At 60.3% G+C, this 15,827-nt stretch carries 14 protein-coding genes; 11 read left to right on the forward strand and 3 right to left on the reverse strand.

Going from position 1 to position 15,827, the window contains the following annotated elements:
• Positions 1 to 49 precede the first annotated feature (49 nt).
• The 5 genes from AB7828_RS29280 to AB7828_RS29300 are packed head-to-tail and all read left to right on the forward strand — an operon-like array spanning position 50 to position 7,138.
• Positions 50 to 1,642, forward strand: coding sequence for an ABC transporter substrate-binding protein (locus AB7828_RS29280; protein WP_231077710.1), 1,593 nt, complete (start codon positions 50 to 52; stop codon positions 1,640 to 1,642).
• Positions 1,643 to 1,644: 2 nt separating this feature from the next.
• A complete protein-coding gene (locus tag AB7828_RS29285; protein WP_441231895.1) occupies positions 1,645 to 2,595 on the forward strand; it encodes an ABC transporter permease in 951 nt (316 codons plus the stop codon).
• Positions 2,592 to 3,479, forward strand: a complete 888-nt coding sequence (locus AB7828_RS29290) for an ABC transporter permease (RefSeq protein WP_175368223.1) — start codon at positions 2,592 to 2,594, stop codon at positions 3,477 to 3,479. The genes AB7828_RS29285 and AB7828_RS29290 overlap by 4 nt, the downstream gene beginning before the upstream one ends.
• Entirely contained in the window at positions 3,476 to 5,086 is a 1,611-nt protein-coding gene (locus AB7828_RS29295) for an ABC transporter ATP-binding protein (RefSeq protein WP_120288881.1), read from the forward strand. Before AB7828_RS29290 ends, AB7828_RS29295 begins: the two co-directional genes overlap by 4 nt.
• 42 nt (positions 5,087 to 5,128) lie before the next feature.
• Positions 5,129 to 7,138 carry a primary-amine oxidase gene (locus AB7828_RS29300; protein ID WP_441231896.1) on the forward strand — a complete coding sequence of 670 codons (2,010 nt, stop codon included), beginning with the start codon at positions 5,129 to 5,131 and terminating at the stop codon, positions 7,136 to 7,138.
• A 138-nt stretch (positions 7,139 to 7,276) separates the two neighbouring features.
• On the opposite strand, the gene AB7828_RS29305 is transcribed toward AB7828_RS29300, so the two are convergent.
• Positions 7,277 to 7,399, reverse strand: coding sequence for a hypothetical protein (locus tag AB7828_RS29305; protein WP_276509745.1), 123 nt, complete (start codon positions 7,397 to 7,399; stop codon positions 7,277 to 7,279).
• A 54-nt stretch (positions 7,400 to 7,453) separates the two neighbouring features.
• Here AB7828_RS29305 and ggt point away from each other — a divergent pair, with 54 nt between their 5' ends.
• Entirely contained in the window at positions 7,454 to 9,031 is a 1,578-nt protein-coding gene (gene ggt / locus AB7828_RS29310) for a gamma-glutamyltransferase (RefSeq protein WP_441231897.1), read from the forward strand.
• Positions 9,032 to 9,223: 192 nt separating this feature from the next.
• Here ggt and AB7828_RS29315 read toward each other — a convergent pair whose 3' ends face one another.
• Positions 9,224 to 10,117 (reverse strand): polysaccharide deacetylase family protein, encoded by an 894-nt coding sequence (locus AB7828_RS29315; RefSeq protein WP_120288883.1) that lies wholly within the window; start codon positions 10,115 to 10,117, stop codon positions 9,224 to 9,226.
• Positions 10,114 to 11,073 carry a polysaccharide deacetylase family protein gene (locus AB7828_RS29320; RefSeq protein WP_231077708.1) on the reverse strand — a complete coding sequence of 320 codons (960 nt, stop codon included), beginning with the start codon at positions 11,071 to 11,073 and terminating at the stop codon, positions 10,114 to 10,116. The genes AB7828_RS29315 and AB7828_RS29320 overlap by 4 nt, the downstream gene beginning before the upstream one ends.
• Before the next feature lie 360 nt (positions 11,074 to 11,433).
• Here AB7828_RS29320 and AB7828_RS29325 point away from each other — a divergent pair, with 360 nt between their 5' ends.
• From AB7828_RS29325 to AB7828_RS29345, 5 genes are read left to right on the forward strand one after another with little or no spacing between them, the layout of a single operon-like run.
• A complete protein-coding gene (locus AB7828_RS29325; RefSeq protein ID WP_158596778.1) occupies positions 11,434 to 11,601 on the forward strand; it encodes a hypothetical protein in 168 nt (55 codons plus the stop codon).
• 9 nt (positions 11,602 to 11,610) lie between these two features.
• Complete coding sequence (locus AB7828_RS29330; RefSeq protein WP_441231898.1) at positions 11,611 to 12,573, forward strand: ABC transporter substrate-binding protein; 963 nt, start codon at positions 11,611 to 11,613, stop codon at positions 12,571 to 12,573.
• Positions 12,573 to 13,418: an ABC transporter ATP-binding protein gene (locus AB7828_RS29335; protein ID WP_210269251.1), complete on the forward strand. Its 846-nt coding sequence runs from the start codon at positions 12,573 to 12,575 to the stop codon at positions 13,416 to 13,418. Before AB7828_RS29330 ends, AB7828_RS29335 begins: the two co-directional genes overlap by 1 nt.
• A complete protein-coding gene (locus tag AB7828_RS29340; RefSeq protein WP_120288887.1) occupies positions 13,415 to 14,176 on the forward strand; it encodes an ABC transporter permease in 762 nt (253 codons plus the stop codon). The genes AB7828_RS29335 and AB7828_RS29340 overlap by 4 nt, the downstream gene beginning before the upstream one ends.
• A 37-nt stretch (positions 14,177 to 14,213) precedes the next feature.
• On the forward strand, positions 14,214 to 15,752 hold the full coding sequence (locus AB7828_RS29345) for a flavin-containing monooxygenase (protein WP_120288888.1): 1,539 nt from the start codon (positions 14,214 to 14,216) through the stop codon (positions 15,750 to 15,752).
• The last annotated feature ends 75 nt before the right edge of the window (positions 15,753 to 15,827 follow it).

Genomic DNA, 15,827 nt, shown 5'->3' on the forward strand with positions numbered 1-15,827 from the left:
GTCCGACATCGTCCTTTCGATTTCAATTCCCATTGCCCCGGAGATCGTCATGTTCAATGATTTCAGCCGACGCTCGTTGCTCAAGGCAGGTGCCGCAGGGCTTGCTGCCGGGATGATGCCGCGCATCGCGCGTGCGCAGTCTGGCAAGGTTATCCGTGCAGTGATGCATGCGCCTTTGCGTGCCACCGATCCGGTCATCAACACGGCCTGGACCGGGCGCAATCACGGCCTGAACATCTATGACACGCTGTTCTCCACCGACTCCAAATTCCAGATCCGTCCGCAGATGGTCGATACCTATGAGGTGTCGGCCGACAAGCTGACCTATACATTCAAGCTGCGCTCCGGGCTGAAATTCCACGATGGCGCGCCGGTGACGTCCGCCGACGTCATCCCCTCGCTGCAACGTTGGGCCAAGCGCGACACCATGGGCGCGCGAATGATGACCTTCGTCGCCGAACTCAAGCCAGTGGACGAGCGCACGTTCCAGCTTGTGTTGAAATCGCCCTATGGCCAGGTGCTACAGACGCTCGCCAAGCCGTCGAGCATCATGCCTTTCATCATGCCGGCGCGCCTTGCCGCGCAGCCGCCGGAACAGCCGGTCACCGAATTTGTCGGCTCCGGCCCATTCCGCTTCGTTACCTCCGAATTCCGTCCGGGCAGCCGCGCGGTCTATGAGCGTAATGCGGACTATGTCTCGCGCGACGAGCCGTCGGACGGCCTCGCCGGCGGCAAGATTGTGAAGATCGACCGTTACGAGTGGATCAGCATGCCGGACTTCCAGACCGCGGCGAATGCGCTGATCAACAAGGAGATCGACTTCCTCGAAGCCGCGCCGCACGACATGCTGCCGTCGCTGATCGCGGCCAAGGACGTCACCGTGGCCGATTACAATCCGCTCGGCTTCATGTCGGTGGTGCGCATGAACTGGCTCAGCGAGCCGTTCAACAAGCAGGAAATCCGCCAGGCCGTCATGTATGCGAGCGACCAGGCCGACTGGCTCGACGCACAGGTAGGCAATCCCGACTACTATCAGGCCTCCGCAGCGATGTTCGGCGTCACCACGCCGCTGGCCAGCGAAGTCGGCTGGAACACCAAGCCTGATATCGCTCGCGCCAAGGATCTGCTCAAGAAGGGCGGCTACAAGGGCGAGAAGGTGGTGATGCTGCAGGGCACCGACTCGCCGCTGCTGTCTGGCTCCAGCACGGTCACTGCACAAAAACTGCGTGCCATCGGCATGAATGTCGAGGTGCAGACGATGGATTGGGGCTCGCTGCTGGCGCGCCGCGTCAAGCAGGATTCGACAGCGAATGGCGGCTGGTCGATGACCCACTGGGTCACCACGACCACCGAGTTGATGAATCCACTGGCCAGCACAGTGCTCGACACCCGCGGCAAGACCGGCGGCTTCTTTGGCTGGCCGGAGGATACGGAGATCGAAAGCCTGCGCAACAAGTTCGCGCTGGAGACAGATGCCGCTGCCCAGAAGACGGTAGCCGAAGCGATCCAGAAGCGGGCTTATGATGTGATGACCCATATTCCCGGTGGCCAGTTCAAGCAGCCGGTGTCGCACAGCAAGGCGCTCAAGAACATCGTCACCGCACCGGCGCCGCTGTTCTGGAACGTCGAGAAGACGGCCTGAGCATGGCAGTCGCCGGCGTCCTCCTGAAGCGATCGGTCTCCGTCATTCCCGTCCTGGGGGTGGTGGCGTTGATCGCATTCATGCTGCTGCGCTTCGCCTCGGGCGATCCGGTGGCGCAGCTCGCCGGCGATAATGCCGATCCCGCGGCCATCGCTGCCATCCGAGCGCGTCTCGGACTTGATCAGCCGCTGGCGATGCAGTTCCTGAACTGGCTATGGCGCATGTTGCATGGCGATCTCGGCACCTCGATCGTGTCCGGCCAGCCTGTCACGGTGCTGATCGCCCAACGCGTTGGCCCGACGGTGGCCGTGTCGATCACCACGATCGTGTTCTCGGTGGTGGTCGGTGTGCCAATCGGCGTGCTCGCCGCATGGCGGCGCGGCGGCTGGCTCGATCGCTTCGCCATGTGGACCTCGGTGACGGGCTTTGCGGTACCGACCTTCGCCATCGGTTATTTCTGGATCTATCTTCTCTCGATGCAGTTCGGGCTGTTTCCGGTGCAGGGTTATGTGCCGCTGAGTGATGGGCTCGGTCTGTTTCTCTGGCACCTTACATTGCCGACGCTGACGCTGAGCCTCGTCTATATCGCGCTGATCGCGCGCGTGGCGCGCACGAGCATGCTCGAAGTTCTGTCGGAGGATTTTGTCCGTACCGCGCGGGCCAAGGGCTTGCCGGAGCGGATCGTGGTGTTCAAGCATGCGCTGCGCAATGCGGCGGTGCCGATCGTCTCCATCGTCGGCATCGGCATCGCGTTGCTGATCGGTGGCGTCGTGGTGACCGAAAGCGTGTTCAATCTGCCGGGCCTCGGACGTCTCGTCGTGGATTCGGTGCTGGCGCGTGACTATCCGGTGATCCAGGGCGTGATCGTCGTATTCGGCAGCGCCTATGTGGCGATCAATCTGCTGGTCGATCTCAGCTATTCCTTCTTCGACCCAAGGATCAGCCAGCAATGAGCGCGATCACGGTCTCTGCACCCACCTCATCGATCAATATTCGCGCTTTCGCCGGCCGACTGCTGCGCAACAGGACAGTGCTGTTCGGCCTCTGCATCCTCGTGCTGTTGGCGTTGATCTCGATCTTTGCCAGCTGGCTATGGACGGTGGATCCAGCGGCCATCAAGCCGCGCTTGCGGTTGCGTCCGCCCAGTGCGGTCAATTGGCTCGGTACCGATAATCTCGGTCGCGATATCTGGAGCCGGCTGGTCTATGGCAGCCGCGTCTCGCTGGTCGTCGGCGGCTCGGTGGCCTTCATCGCCGTCGCATTGGGTAGCTTGCTTGGCCTGATCGCCGGCATGGTGCGCTGGATCGACAATGTGCTGATGCGCATGATGGACGGGATGATGGCGATTCCGGCCATCCTGCTGGCGATCGCGCTGATCGGCGGTCTCGGACCGTCCATCACCACCATCTGCATTGCCATCGCGATCCCCGAAATCCCGCGCGTTGCCCGCATGGTGCGCAGTGTGGTGCTCACGGTGCGCGAGGAGGCCTATGTCGAGGCGGCAGTCAGCATGGGCACGCGGCTGCCGGTGCTGATGGCTCGGCATATCGTCCCGAACATCATGGCGCCGCTGATCGTGCAGGCGACTTATATCGCCTCATCCGCAATCCTGATCGAGGCGTCGCTGTCGTTCCTCGGCATCGGCATGCCCGACGAGATTCCAAGCTGGGGCAACATGATGTCCGATGCGCGGCTTTATTTTCAGGTGCGGCCGGGACTGATGTTGTTTCCCGGCATCTGCATCGCGCTGACGGTGCTTGGCATCAACCGGCTCGGCGACGGTTTGCGTGACATGCTCGATCCGCGGCTGGCCCGATCGGTGGGAGGCCCGAAATGAGCGAAGAATTGCTCGACATCCGCGGCTTGAAAGTCGGCCTGAGCGGCGAGGCCGATGGTCGTCGTATCGTCAAAGATATCGATATCACGGTGCCATCGGGCGGCATTGTCTGCGTCGTTGGCGAGTCTGGCTCCGGCAAATCGGTCACGGCCTTCAGCGTCATGGGGCTGTTGCCTGACGGGCTGAGACCGGTGGGAGGCTCGATTAAGCTGCTAGGCGAGGAATTGCTTGGCGCATCAACAGAGCGCATGCGCGCGCTGCGCGGCAGCCGCATCGGCATGATCTTCCAGGAGCCGATGACGGCGCTCAATCCGGTAATGACCGTCCGCGAGCAGCTCGCCGAGCTCATCGAATGGCACTCGGACGTTCGGCCGAGCAAAGCCGAGGTCAATAGACGCGTGCTGGCGGCGCTGGAAGACATGCTGCTGCCCAATGCACCGCAGATGATGCATGCCTATCCGCACCAGCTGTCAGGCGGCCAGCGCCAGCGTGTGATGATCGCCATGGCGATGCTGCTGGAGCCGGTGCTGCTGATCGCGGACGAGCCCACCACGGCACTCGACGTGACCACACAGAAGCAGATCCTTATGCTCATCAAGGATCTGGTGAAGCGCAAGAATATCGGTGTGCTCTTCATCACGCATGATTTTGGCGTGGTTGCCGACATCGCCGATCAGGTGGTGGTGATGCAAAAGGGCGCGGTGGTCGAGAGTGGCGGCGCCGACGCGGTGCTCGGGCATCCCGCCCAGGCCTATACGCGCTTGCTGATCGACTCCGTGCCGAAGGGCATCACTATCCCGACGTCCGCGCGCGAGCTGGCGCCCGATGTGCTCGCGGTGAAGGGTCTGAAGATGACCTATGGTCATCGTGGCTTATTCGGGCGTGGTCGTGTCACCCATGCGGTCCGCGATGCCGCCTTCACGCTCGGCCGCGGCGAGATTCTCGGGGTAGTCGGCGAGTCCGGTTCCGGCAAATCGACGCTGGCGCGCTGCGTAGCACGGCTGATGAAGCCGACATCCGGCGAGATCAATCTGCTCGGCACGGATATCGCCGCTGTCTCCAATGAGACGCTAAGGCCACACCGACGCTACATTCAAGTCGTCTTCCAAGACCCTTATCGCTCGCTCAATCCACGCCTGTCGGTCGGACAGTCGATGATCGAGGGCGTGGTGAATTTCGGTGCCTCTCCGCAGGTCGCACGCGAAAAGGTGTCGGCGCTGCTCGAACTGGTCGGGATGGATCCGCAGGTGATGCATCGCTTCCCACATGAATTCTCCGGCGGCCAGCGCCAGCGCATTTGCATTGCGCGTGCCCTGGCCTCGGAGCCGCAGATACTGATCGCCGACGAAGCGGTGTCGGCGCTCGACGTCACCGTTCAGGCGCAGGTGTTGAAGCTGTTTGCTGACCTGCGCAGCCGGCTTGGCCTGGCGATGCTGTTCATCACCCATGACCTGCGCGTTGCCGGCGAACTTTGCGATCGCATCATGGTGATGAAATCCGGCGAGATCGTCGAGAGCGGTCCGACCGCGGAGATCTTTGCCAATCCGCAACATACCTATACCCGCGCGCTGTTCGCTGCTGCGCCCGGCCGCGAGCGTCTTCAATAATCTTCCAACCTACCGGCGCGATGCGCCTTCAGGAGTGTCGTCATGACGGTGATGCAGAAAATCCAGAACGATGCCGTGGTCGCCGCCATCCATCCGCTCGATCCGTTGACGCTGGAGGAGATCGGCGCCGCCTGCGATCTCGTCAAGGCGAATGGTAAGGTCACGCCGCGGTGCCGCTTCCCGATCGTACGGCTGGAAGAGCCAAGCAAGGCCGAGTTACGCAGTCATGCGACAGGTGCGCCGTTGCCGCGACTGGCTTTTGTGGTGGCGCTGGAATCCGAGACTGGCGCTGCGACGGAGTTCATCGTCGATTTGACGGCGGCTCGCATCGTTGACACCAAGCTGCTGCCCAATGCCGATGCGCCCTATGGCCAGCCGCCGGTGATGATCGCCGAATTCATGCTGTGCGAGCAAATCGTCAAGGCAGATGAGGGCTGGCGCACTGCCATGCGCCGCCGCGGAATGTCTGACAAGGACATGGAAATGGCGCAGGTCGATCCGTTTTCGTCGGGGTTCTTCGATAGGGACTTCGAACGGGGGCGCCGCATCCTGCGCGCGGTGACATTCTTCCGCGACGATCTCAAGGATAACGCCTATGCACATCCAGTGGAAGGTGTCGTCGCTGTCGTCGATCTCGTCCATCAGAAGGTGGTCGATCTGCTGGATGACGACAAGGTCATTCCGATCCCGAAGAAAAAGCGCAACTACGGCGCTCATGAAAACACTAATCCGCGTACCGACATCAAGCCTTTGAACATTGAGCAGCCGGAAGGGCCGAGCTTCGAGGTCGACGGCTGGAAGGTAGACTGGCAGAAGTGGAGCTTTCGCGTCGGCTTCACGCCGCGCGAAGGATTGGTGCTGCATCAGCTGTCTTATCAGGACGGAGATCGCAAGCGTTCTATCATCCATCGCGCGAGCGTCACCGAAATGGTGGTGCCTTACGCCGACCCGACCGCCAATCACTATTGGAAGTCGGCCTTCGATGCCGGCGAATATGGCCTCGGCATGCTCGCCAATGCGCTGGAGCTTGGCTGCGACTGCCTCGGCAACATCCACTATTTCAATATCCCGGCGGCCGACGAGCAGGGCCAGCCATTTGAGATGAAGAATGCGGTCTGCATGCACGAAGAGGATTACGGCATCCTCTGGAAGCACTACGAATTCCGCAACGGGTTGTTCGAGGTGCGTCGCTCGCGGCGCCTAGTGATCAGCTTCTTCGCCACCGTCGGAAATTATGACTACGGCTTTTACTGGTATCTCTACCAGGACGGCACCATTCAGCTTGAGGCCAAGCTCACCGGTATCATCCAGACTGCGGCGGTGATGCCCGGCGAGAAATATGCGTGGGGCGGCATGGTAGATGACAATCTCGGCGGCCCTACGCATCAGCATTTTTTCAATGTGCGCATACATATGGATCTCGATGGCGGCGGCAACACCGTCACTGAACATGAATTCGCGCAGCGCCCATGGGGCACGGACAACCCTTATGGCAATGCTTTCGATCTCAAGAGCAAGACGCTGTCGCGCGAACGCGATGCAGCGGCCATCGCCGACGGGCAAAGCGGGCGTTACTGGAAGGTCACCAATCCGAACAGCAAGAACAGCGTCGGCAATCCCGTCGGCTACAAGCTGATCGTAACGCCGAGCCCGGTGATGCTGGCGCAAGAAGGCAGCTTCGTACGCAAGCGCGGCGGCTTCGCCACCAAGCATGTCTGGGTCACGCCCTACGATCCCGCGGAGAAATATGCCAGCGGCGACTATCCGAACGTGCATGCTGGCGGGGACGGCCTGCCGCATTACATCGAGCAGAACCGTAATATCGAGAACACTGACATCGTGCTGTGGCACTCGTTTGGCCACACCCATGTCTGCAAGCCCGAGGACTTTCCCGTGATGCCAGTGGAATATGCGGGCTTCATGCTGAAGCCGAACGGTTTCTTTGCTGCAAATCCGGCCAATGACATTGCTCCGGAGCGCAACGGACGCAGCGTGCTGAGTGCGGACACTGCAGGTGCTGCGACGGCTTCGTCATGCTGCGGCAAATCCTGATCGTCATGATCGAGAGGCCGGGGCGATGATCTGCTGTTTGCTGGCGCTGCTTGCAGCGCTTCCCGGCTTGTCGATGCTCCGCCGAAATCATCTCGGTCGCGGTCACTGCACGGTGCATCGCAGTCATATTACAACAGGTCATGCCGCGGCCAGGCAGATCACAATCGCCGCCGGCTTGGCGTTCGCGGTTACGTTGGGCCTGTTGACGGTCGGCATCTCAGGCATCGTGAGCCATCCGCTTGGGCCGATCTGCTCGGCCATCGATCGCGCCACGTTGGTTCGCTGATCCGAGCCATCTATTGATGAGGAAACATCATGCGTGACTTCATGGCTGTCGCCCGTTCCGTAGCCGTCGCCGAACGCGGCATGGCAGCAACCTCGCATCCGCAGGCGACGCTTGCGGCGGTCGAAATGCTGAAGGCCGGCGGCAATGCCATTGACGCGGCGCTGGCGGCCGTTGCGGTTCAAGGCGTTGTCGAGCCGCAGATGACCGGAATTGGCGGCGACTGCTTCGCACTGTATTCGCCGAAGGGTGGCGCTCCCGTTGCGCTCAATGGCTCTGGCCGCACACCGGCCAAGACCGATGCCAGCCGATATGCTGACGCGGGCGGCCGCGATATTCCGCCAACCTCACCCGAGGCGGTGACCGTCCCCGGCTCGATCGACGCCTGGTGCAGGCTGAGCGCCGACTACGGCAGCAGGCCGCTTTCCAAGGTTTTTGCGGCGGCCATTGACGCAGCCGAGAACGGTTTTCGCATTACGCCGCGTGTTGCCGCCGACTGGGCAGCGTTCCGTAGCCGGGTCGAGAGCCTTCCGGACACCGCAGCACAGTTTCTGCCGCACGGTGAGGCGCCGACAGTCGGCGACAAGCGGGCCCAACCTGCGCTGGCAACCACATTCCGGCGCATAGCGCGCGAAGGCCGTGCCGGCTTCTACGAGGGCGAGGTTGCCGACGACATCGTCGCGACGTTGCGTTCGCTCGGCGGTGTGCATGAAGCCGGAGATTTTGCCGCCCAGCGCAGCGAATATGTCACGCCGATCTCGGCGTCGTACCGTGATCACGACGTGATGGAGTGTCCGCCGAACGGGCAGGGTCTTGCCGCGCTGATGATCCTGCGCACCTTGGCCGGCTACAGCATGGGTGATCTGTCCGAGGCAGATCGCATTCATCTGCTGGCCGAGGCAACCAAGGCGGCGTATCGTGCCCGCGATGCATATTTCTGCGATCCGGTAACGGATGCGGTCGATGCATCGCACTTTCTGTCCGATGATTACATCGCCGCCATCCGCGCAAAAATCGACATGGCGAAAGCTTCCACGGTGGAAAGCTGGGACGACATTGAGCATCGCGACACGGTTTATGTCACGGTCGTGGACCGCGACCTCAACGCGGTATCGCTGATCAACTCGCTATTCTATCCGTTCGGCAGCGGAATTTATGCGCGGAAGTCGGGTGTGCTGCTACACAATCGCGGCTGGAGTTTTCGCGCCACGCCTGGCCACCCGAATTCGCTGGGACCGCGCAAGCGTCCGATGCATACAATCATCCCGGGGATGTTGATGAAGAGCGGCCGTGCGGTGATGCCGTTCGGCGTGATGGGCGGCCATTATCAGGCCTGTGGTCACGCAAACTTCCTCTGCAATATGCTCGATCATGGAATGGATATCCAGGCAGCGGCGGAAGCGCCGCGCTCATTTGCTTTCGACGGCATGCTGGAGCTGGAAACCACAATTCCGGAGGCGATGAAAAACGAGCTTTCCGCACGCGGGCATCGCATCAGGTGGGCGGATGCCGGAATTGGAGGTTGTCAGGCGATCCAGATCGACCGCGACCGCGGCGTCCTGCTTGGCGCATCGGACCATCGGAAGGACGGCCTTGCGCTCGGATTTTAGTCCCGTGACAGACCGCTTTTGGCGCAAAGCGGACGTTGCTCAACACTGGATTCCGAACCTCCGGATAGGGGCGGTGACGAACTACGCCCAATCCGCGAAAGCACCTTATAGGGATGCAAAAATGGCATTCTGAACAGCAGGTTGATTGCGCTTGTAACAGAATGATCGTCCCCACATTGGAGTAGTCTAATCTCACTTGACTCTGGAGACGATTTCTCCCGTGGTCGCGTGCCAAATTTCAGTGTGGCTGGCGATATGCTCAACAATCTCACTTAGATGGCGAAACCGCGCCGGCTGGGCTGATATCCACGGATGGATGTGGAGACCGAAGAACTTGGTCGATGCGGCGCCTTCAGCATAAAGGCCGTCGAACGCATCCATCACCGAAAGCGCATAGTCTTCACTGGTCACCTTGCGATGGACGAGCATCTCCACGTCGTTCCATTCCGACTGGTTAGGAACGGAGATAAGCGGAGGCGTTGTCGTGGTCGCGTAGGGTTGTTCGTCATTTCCATAGTCGCAAAGATAATCAAAGCCCGTCTCTGCCAGAATCGACGGAAGTTCGCGGGATTGCCCGTAGTCTTGCGATAGCCAGCCTTTAGGCCGCTGCCCTGTCGCTCTCTCAAGTGTGTCCTGTGATCGCGCCACGATCTGCCGCTGTTGCGCCAATGGCATTGCGGACGTGATCATCCGCGACGCATAGTCGCCGTGTGCCAGGAATTCGAAGCCGCGCTGTAGGAATTGATCGACCAGATAAGGATAGGCAGTGACCGCCGCGTTGTTGGCCGCCACGCTCGCGCGCAGGCCGTGCCGGTCAAGAAGATCAAGGACCCGGAAGATCCCGACCCTGTTGCCATACTCGAAGGCTGCGTTGGCGCGCAAATGCGGAGCATGCCGTGCAAAGCCCTGAATATAGCGCCGGTCGAAGATCGCCTCTTGCGGCGGCATCGCCTCGAATTGCTCGAAGTACAAATAAATGACGAAGGCAATGCGAGCCGCGCCATGCGGCTTCCATGGCTTGCGCCCCGGCAGCGGCGAGTGTGGGTAAATGTCTTGGTCCAGGACGTTCGGTTTGCAGGGAATCATTGACGGCTCTCCTCGAAGAACCCGGCCTCGCGCAACAGCGGTTCGATCAGCGGATGGTGATGTTCGTAATACCAGTCTGCAATCTGGCTCCCCGTTGCGAACCAAACATCGTCATGCGGGCTAACATGGGCCAGAATCTCGTCGAGATATTTGGCGCGGTGCGGCTGTCCGAGGAAAAATGGATGGATCGGAATGCAGGCGACCCGCCCGCCGCCATGGGCGCTGTCGCTGTAGAGCTGGTCGAAATAAGCGATCGTATTCCGGGCGAAGGCCTTTGCCTCCACATTGCCGCGGAAGTTCATGCCGTCATTGACATCAAACGAATAAGGAATGGCGAGCAGTTTCCCGTTCGGAACACGCAGTGGCGTCGGCTGATCGTCGAAGCCGTAGTCGACGTAGTAGCTCAGGCCGAGTTCCGCGCAGAGGTCCTCGGTATGTTCGGTCGATGCGGCAAAAGGCGCGAAGAAGCCGCGCATGTCGCGTCTGGTCAGGGCCTTGTGCCGGTCGATCGAGTTCTGGATCACCGCTCTCTCATCGTCGCGGCTTAGGCCCCAGTGGTGACGGCTGTTGTAGATGCCATGGCTCATGACTTCCCATCCGCGGGCCTCGCCGGCCTCGCGGATTTCAGGAAACATCTCGTACACAGCAAGATTTAGCGAGCAGGTGATCGGCAGTTGGTAGCGATCGAACACGTCCAGCATGCGCCAGAAGCCGATCCGGTTGCCGTAGTCGACGTCCGTGTAGACCATCATGTCGGGATGTGGCAGGCGCGGATACGGATCAACTTTTTGGCCGACGTCCCCTAGATATTGGTAGTGCTCGACATTCGGGACGATCCAGCACGCCATCCGTTTGCCGCCGGGCCAGCGCAGGTCGGGACGCTTGGTGATGGGGATATAGGCAATACGTGCGTTCATCAGCGGACTTCCTTGGCGAGGGGCGATGTGTTCAGCCATTGTATTGATCGCACAATCATTGTGTGCCGAGGAAGGCTGGCTATGCGGTCTTGCTCTGCCGGTCGGCGCATTGGGCGCCAAGCTGGATGGAGGCGCCATCGCGCGGAAACGGAGCGCCTTAAACTTCGGCAAGTCGCTCAATTGGATAGCATGGTCGCCGTCTGGGCCGGGATATCACAACGGTCTCGGTAGGCCAGCCGGTCGCTGATTGGGTTCCTGGGGGAGCACGCGGCCGGCAAGAACTCGCGATCTTTGGTCAGCCATCTCATCAGGTGGAATAAGATCGTCGTGAATACAGGGCGATCCGATTGTGGTGCCAGTCTTGCTTTGTGGTGATTACCGCCTTTGCAAGGAGCTGCCATGGCCACTTTCACCAACGGGTTGTCGACAACCTCTGCGCGCATGAGCGCATCCACCGGCCTGACTGTTTTGCGCCCTCGCGTTTTCGCCGGGCAGATCGCCGCCGAGAAGGTCGAATTCCACCTGCGTGGCAATATCAATTCGATTGTCGGAACTTGGGACAACTAAGGAACGGACATGAGAAGAATCATACTTCTGGCCACTCTGCTTGCGGCGACCGGCTTTGCAGCGCCCTCCTTCGCGGCGGACAAGGTCATCGTTGGATATGGAACTGGCACCACGGCGCTTCCATATTTCGTCGGCGTCGAGACCGGTATTTTCGCCAAACACGGCATCGACATCGAAGGCGCTAAGATTCCGCTCAATTCGAATCTGCAAAGCTCGCTGATTGCGAACCAGATCGACGCCGCTGCAGTCATGCTGGCGGTTGAGGGCATGGCAGGCAACTTCGTCAAGCCGGGATCGATCACCTATATTTCGTTGAACGCACAAAGCGACGACTACCGCATGGAGCAGTTCGTTGCCCGCAAGGGTGTGGACATCAAGTCGCTTGCGGATTTCAAGGGCAAGAAGCTGGTCGCGGCGCCGGGCATCGGCAATGTGACAATCGCCAAGGCGGCTCTGCAGGCGGCAGGTCTGAAAGAGGGCGACTACAAGCTCGATCAGCTCGACACCTCCCAGCACATCAACGTGCTGACCTCCGGCCAGTATGATGGCGCCTTCACCCTCGAGCCCAATGCCACCATGATGAGGGCCAAGGATGTCGCCTACACGGTCGAGGCGGGCGTCGTTGCCGATATCGTGCTCGGTAACCGCAAGGCCAAGGCCTATATGGCGGGCGGTGCACTATCGCAGAAGTTCCTGGCGGATCGGCCGGAGGTCGCAAAGCGCTATGTCGCTGCGTGGGACGAGGCGCTCGATTTCATCAAGCAGAAGCCGACCGAGGCGCGCCAGACTCTTCTGAAATACACGCCGACTGCACCCGAGATCGTCAACGACGTGCCGTTGGTGTTGTTCTCGAAAATTTCGGATGTCAGTCAGGCGGATATCGAGAATTTCCAGAAGTATATCGATTTCTCGGTAAAAATCGGTGTGATCCCCGGCGCCGTCGCTGTCCGGCGTTACATCGTGAAGTTCTGATGAGCGCGGACGCTCGCACTTCCATTTTGAAACCGATGTCCGTCGCGGGCAATCCCGATGCGCCGGTCGATACCCGCCCGTCAAAGTTCCGGCGCCCGCACGTGACCGTGCGGGGGCTTACCAAGCGTTTCGATGACCGCACGATCTATGAGAAGTTCGATCTCGATCTGCCGCGCGGGCAGTTCGTTTCGATCTTCGGCCCAAACGGTTGCGGAAAATCAACATTGATGAACATGATTGCCGGCCTGATCCCGGTGGACGAAGGACAGATTCTGTTCGACGGCCAGACCATCGATGAGATCCGGTTCGGCTATGTCTTCCAGAACTACCGTGACGCCCTGTTCCCGTGGATCAGCGCGTGGGACAACATCGCCTATCCCCTGCGCTTCATGAAAGTACCGAAGGCGGAGCGCAACAGACGCGTCGATGCGCTAGTGAAGAAATTCGATGTTCGCATCAATCTGAAACAGTACCCGTATCAGATGTCCGGCGGACAGCAACAGCTTGTCTCGATTTTGCGCGCGCTCGTGGTCGATCCAGAGATTCTCTTTCTCGACGAGCCATTCTCCGCCCTCGACTATGAGATGACTTTGTTCATGCGCGACCAGATGCAGCGCATGTTCCAGGAAACCGGAACGACGACGATTATCGTTTCCCATGATCTCGACGAGGCCGTCTATCTCGCCGACCGCATCCTGCTGCTGTCTCGCGCGCCGGCCAAGGTCGTCGATTTTCCGATAGTGGATGTGCCGCGCCCGCGCAATGCGCTGACACTGGCGGATCCAGAGTTCAACCGCGTTAAGGGGCATTGCCTCGAAATCTTCCAGCAGCAGGTCAGAAAATGAAGAGCAAGACCCTTGATCGGCTGCGTCCGTTTATTGGAGTCGTGATCCTCATTGGCATATGGCAGGCCATCGTCGCGCTCAAGATCGTCGACCCTGTGCTGCTTCCGTCGCCGGGCAAGACGTTCTCGGCTGTTTACACCGGACTGTTCGAACAGGGCCGGCTGGCCTTCGATTTCGGCAAGACGGTCGAGCGCGCTTGTATGGGCATTGCGCTGGCGACGGTGATAGGCGTTCCGGTCGGCGTCATTCTTGGGGCGTCGGAAAACGTCTACCGCTCCGTCGAGTTCATTATCGATTTTTTTCGTTCGACGCCGGCATCGGCCGTCTTTCCGCTGTTTCTCCTGTTGTTCGGCGTCGGTGAGATCACAAAAGTCTATATCTCCGCTTTCGGCGCATCGCTCGCGATCATTTTTAATGTTGCTTATGGCGTCATGAACGCGCGCAAGACACGCGTGCTTGCTGCGAAGATCATGGGTGCGCCGCCGTTGCAGCGGATGCTGGTAGTGCTGCTTGAATCGTTGCCGCAAACTTTCATCGGCCTGCGCATGGGAGCGACCCTCGCGCTCGTGCTGATGATCACGTCGGAGATGCTGCTCGGTGCGATCGATGGACTTGGTTTGCGGATCTTCGAGGAGCAGCAGCTGTTCAATATGCCGGGGATGTATGCGGCGATTTTCTGTTCCGGGCTGCTGGGTTATACGCTGAATCTATTTTTCTTCATAACAGAACGCCGGTTCGTCCATTGGGCTGGTCGATAATGCGTCAATCTCGCGACCGCGGCGCCTTGGAGTTTCTATGAATAAATATGTGAAAGACGATAGGTTTACGTCGCCGCAGCATTCGGAGGCCGTCGACGTAGCTGGCTGGATGCCCGAGGTGCCGTATGCCGACGAAAGCGCCTTTGCGGACGGCAAGGTGCAACTGCCAAAGACGATAAGTGAGCTGGCCGCCCATGCGCGCCGCGAAATGAATATTGCCCGCTATCCATCCAAGCATTGGTGTCTGCCGCGCACCAGCCCGGATGGCACGCAGGCACTGGACGTGCTGGTGGTCGGCGGCGGGCAGGCTGGTTTTGGCGTTGCTCATGTGCTCAAGCGCTCGCACATCGATAACATCCTCATCGTCGAGGCCGAGCAGAAGGGCAGGGAAGGCCCGTGGGGTACATATGCCCGGATGCCGACGCTGCGAACCCACAAGGACAATGGTGGTCTTGAGGCCGGCATTCCCTCGCTGTCATTTCGGGCCTGGTATGAAGTGCAGCACGGCTACGGCAGCTGGCAGGCGCTCTATAAGGTGCCGACCGCTGCGTGGCATGCGTATCTTTCGTGGTTTCGTGAGGTCGCTGAACTTCCGGTACGCAACGAGACGCGCTTCGAAGGTTTCAGCCGCGACGGGTCTGGACTTATCGCCGCGCAGGTTACGGGACCGGCGGGGAGCTATACTTTGTTCACCCGCGCGCTGGTGCTGGCCACGGGTATCGAGGGAAATGGAATTCGCAATCTGCCCAGTTTGATCGGCGACGACATTCCGCGCGCGCTCTATGCGCATACCCAGGACGACATCGACTTTGCCGCTCTGAAAGGGAAGAAAGTTCTGGCGCTCGGCGGCGGCGCCTCTGCATACGACAATGCCATCATGGCCGCGGAGGCCGGCGCCGACGTGCACGTGTTCCATCGCGTGAAAGAGCTGGTGTCGGTCAATCCGGGTACCTGGGGTGAATTCAACGGCTATCTGGCACATTATGTCGAATTGCCGCCGGCGGCGAAATGGCGGTTCGCCAAGACGTTCGGCACGATCAAGAGCGGACCGCCAATCGCCACGCTGAAGCGGGCGCAGTCGATGGACAACCTTGCCATTCATCCCGGTGAAAGCTGGACCAGCATTGCTCACGAGGGCAATCGTCTAACGGTTGCGGCGACCAGCGGCACCTACGAGGCGGATTTCCTGATCCTCGGCACAGGCTACCGTCTTGATCTGTCCGCCGTCCCGGCGCTGAAAGATCAACTCGACGATATAGCGCTGTGGCGCGATATGTACACGCCGCCAGCAGACCTGCCTGGCAATGGCCTCGAACTCGCGCCCTGGCTGAACCCGGATTTCACGTTCTGCCCGAAGCCGGGCGGTATGCGCAGCTGGCATGACCAAGTGTTCAATTTCTCACGTGGCGCGCAGTTGTCGATGGGCACGCAGACGATCGGCCTGTCCGGTATTCGCTTCGGGATGGCCCGGCTGGCCGGCTGTGTGGAGAGCTATTTCTTCAAGCAGGACAGTGCGCTCTATCTCGAAGGCCTGCAGAGCTGGCAGACGCGCGACCTGGCCGCATTGGATACCTGAGGACTTATCGTGCAGGCTTGACTTCTGGTATGGTAGCGTCGGCGCGTAAACGCCGGACATCAACCGGAGAGACCC

The sequence above is a fragment of the Tardiphaga sp. 215_C5_N2_1 genome, assembly GCF_052076055.1.
Lineage (GTDB): Bacteria > Pseudomonadota > Alphaproteobacteria > Rhizobiales > Xanthobacteraceae > Tardiphaga > Tardiphaga robiniae.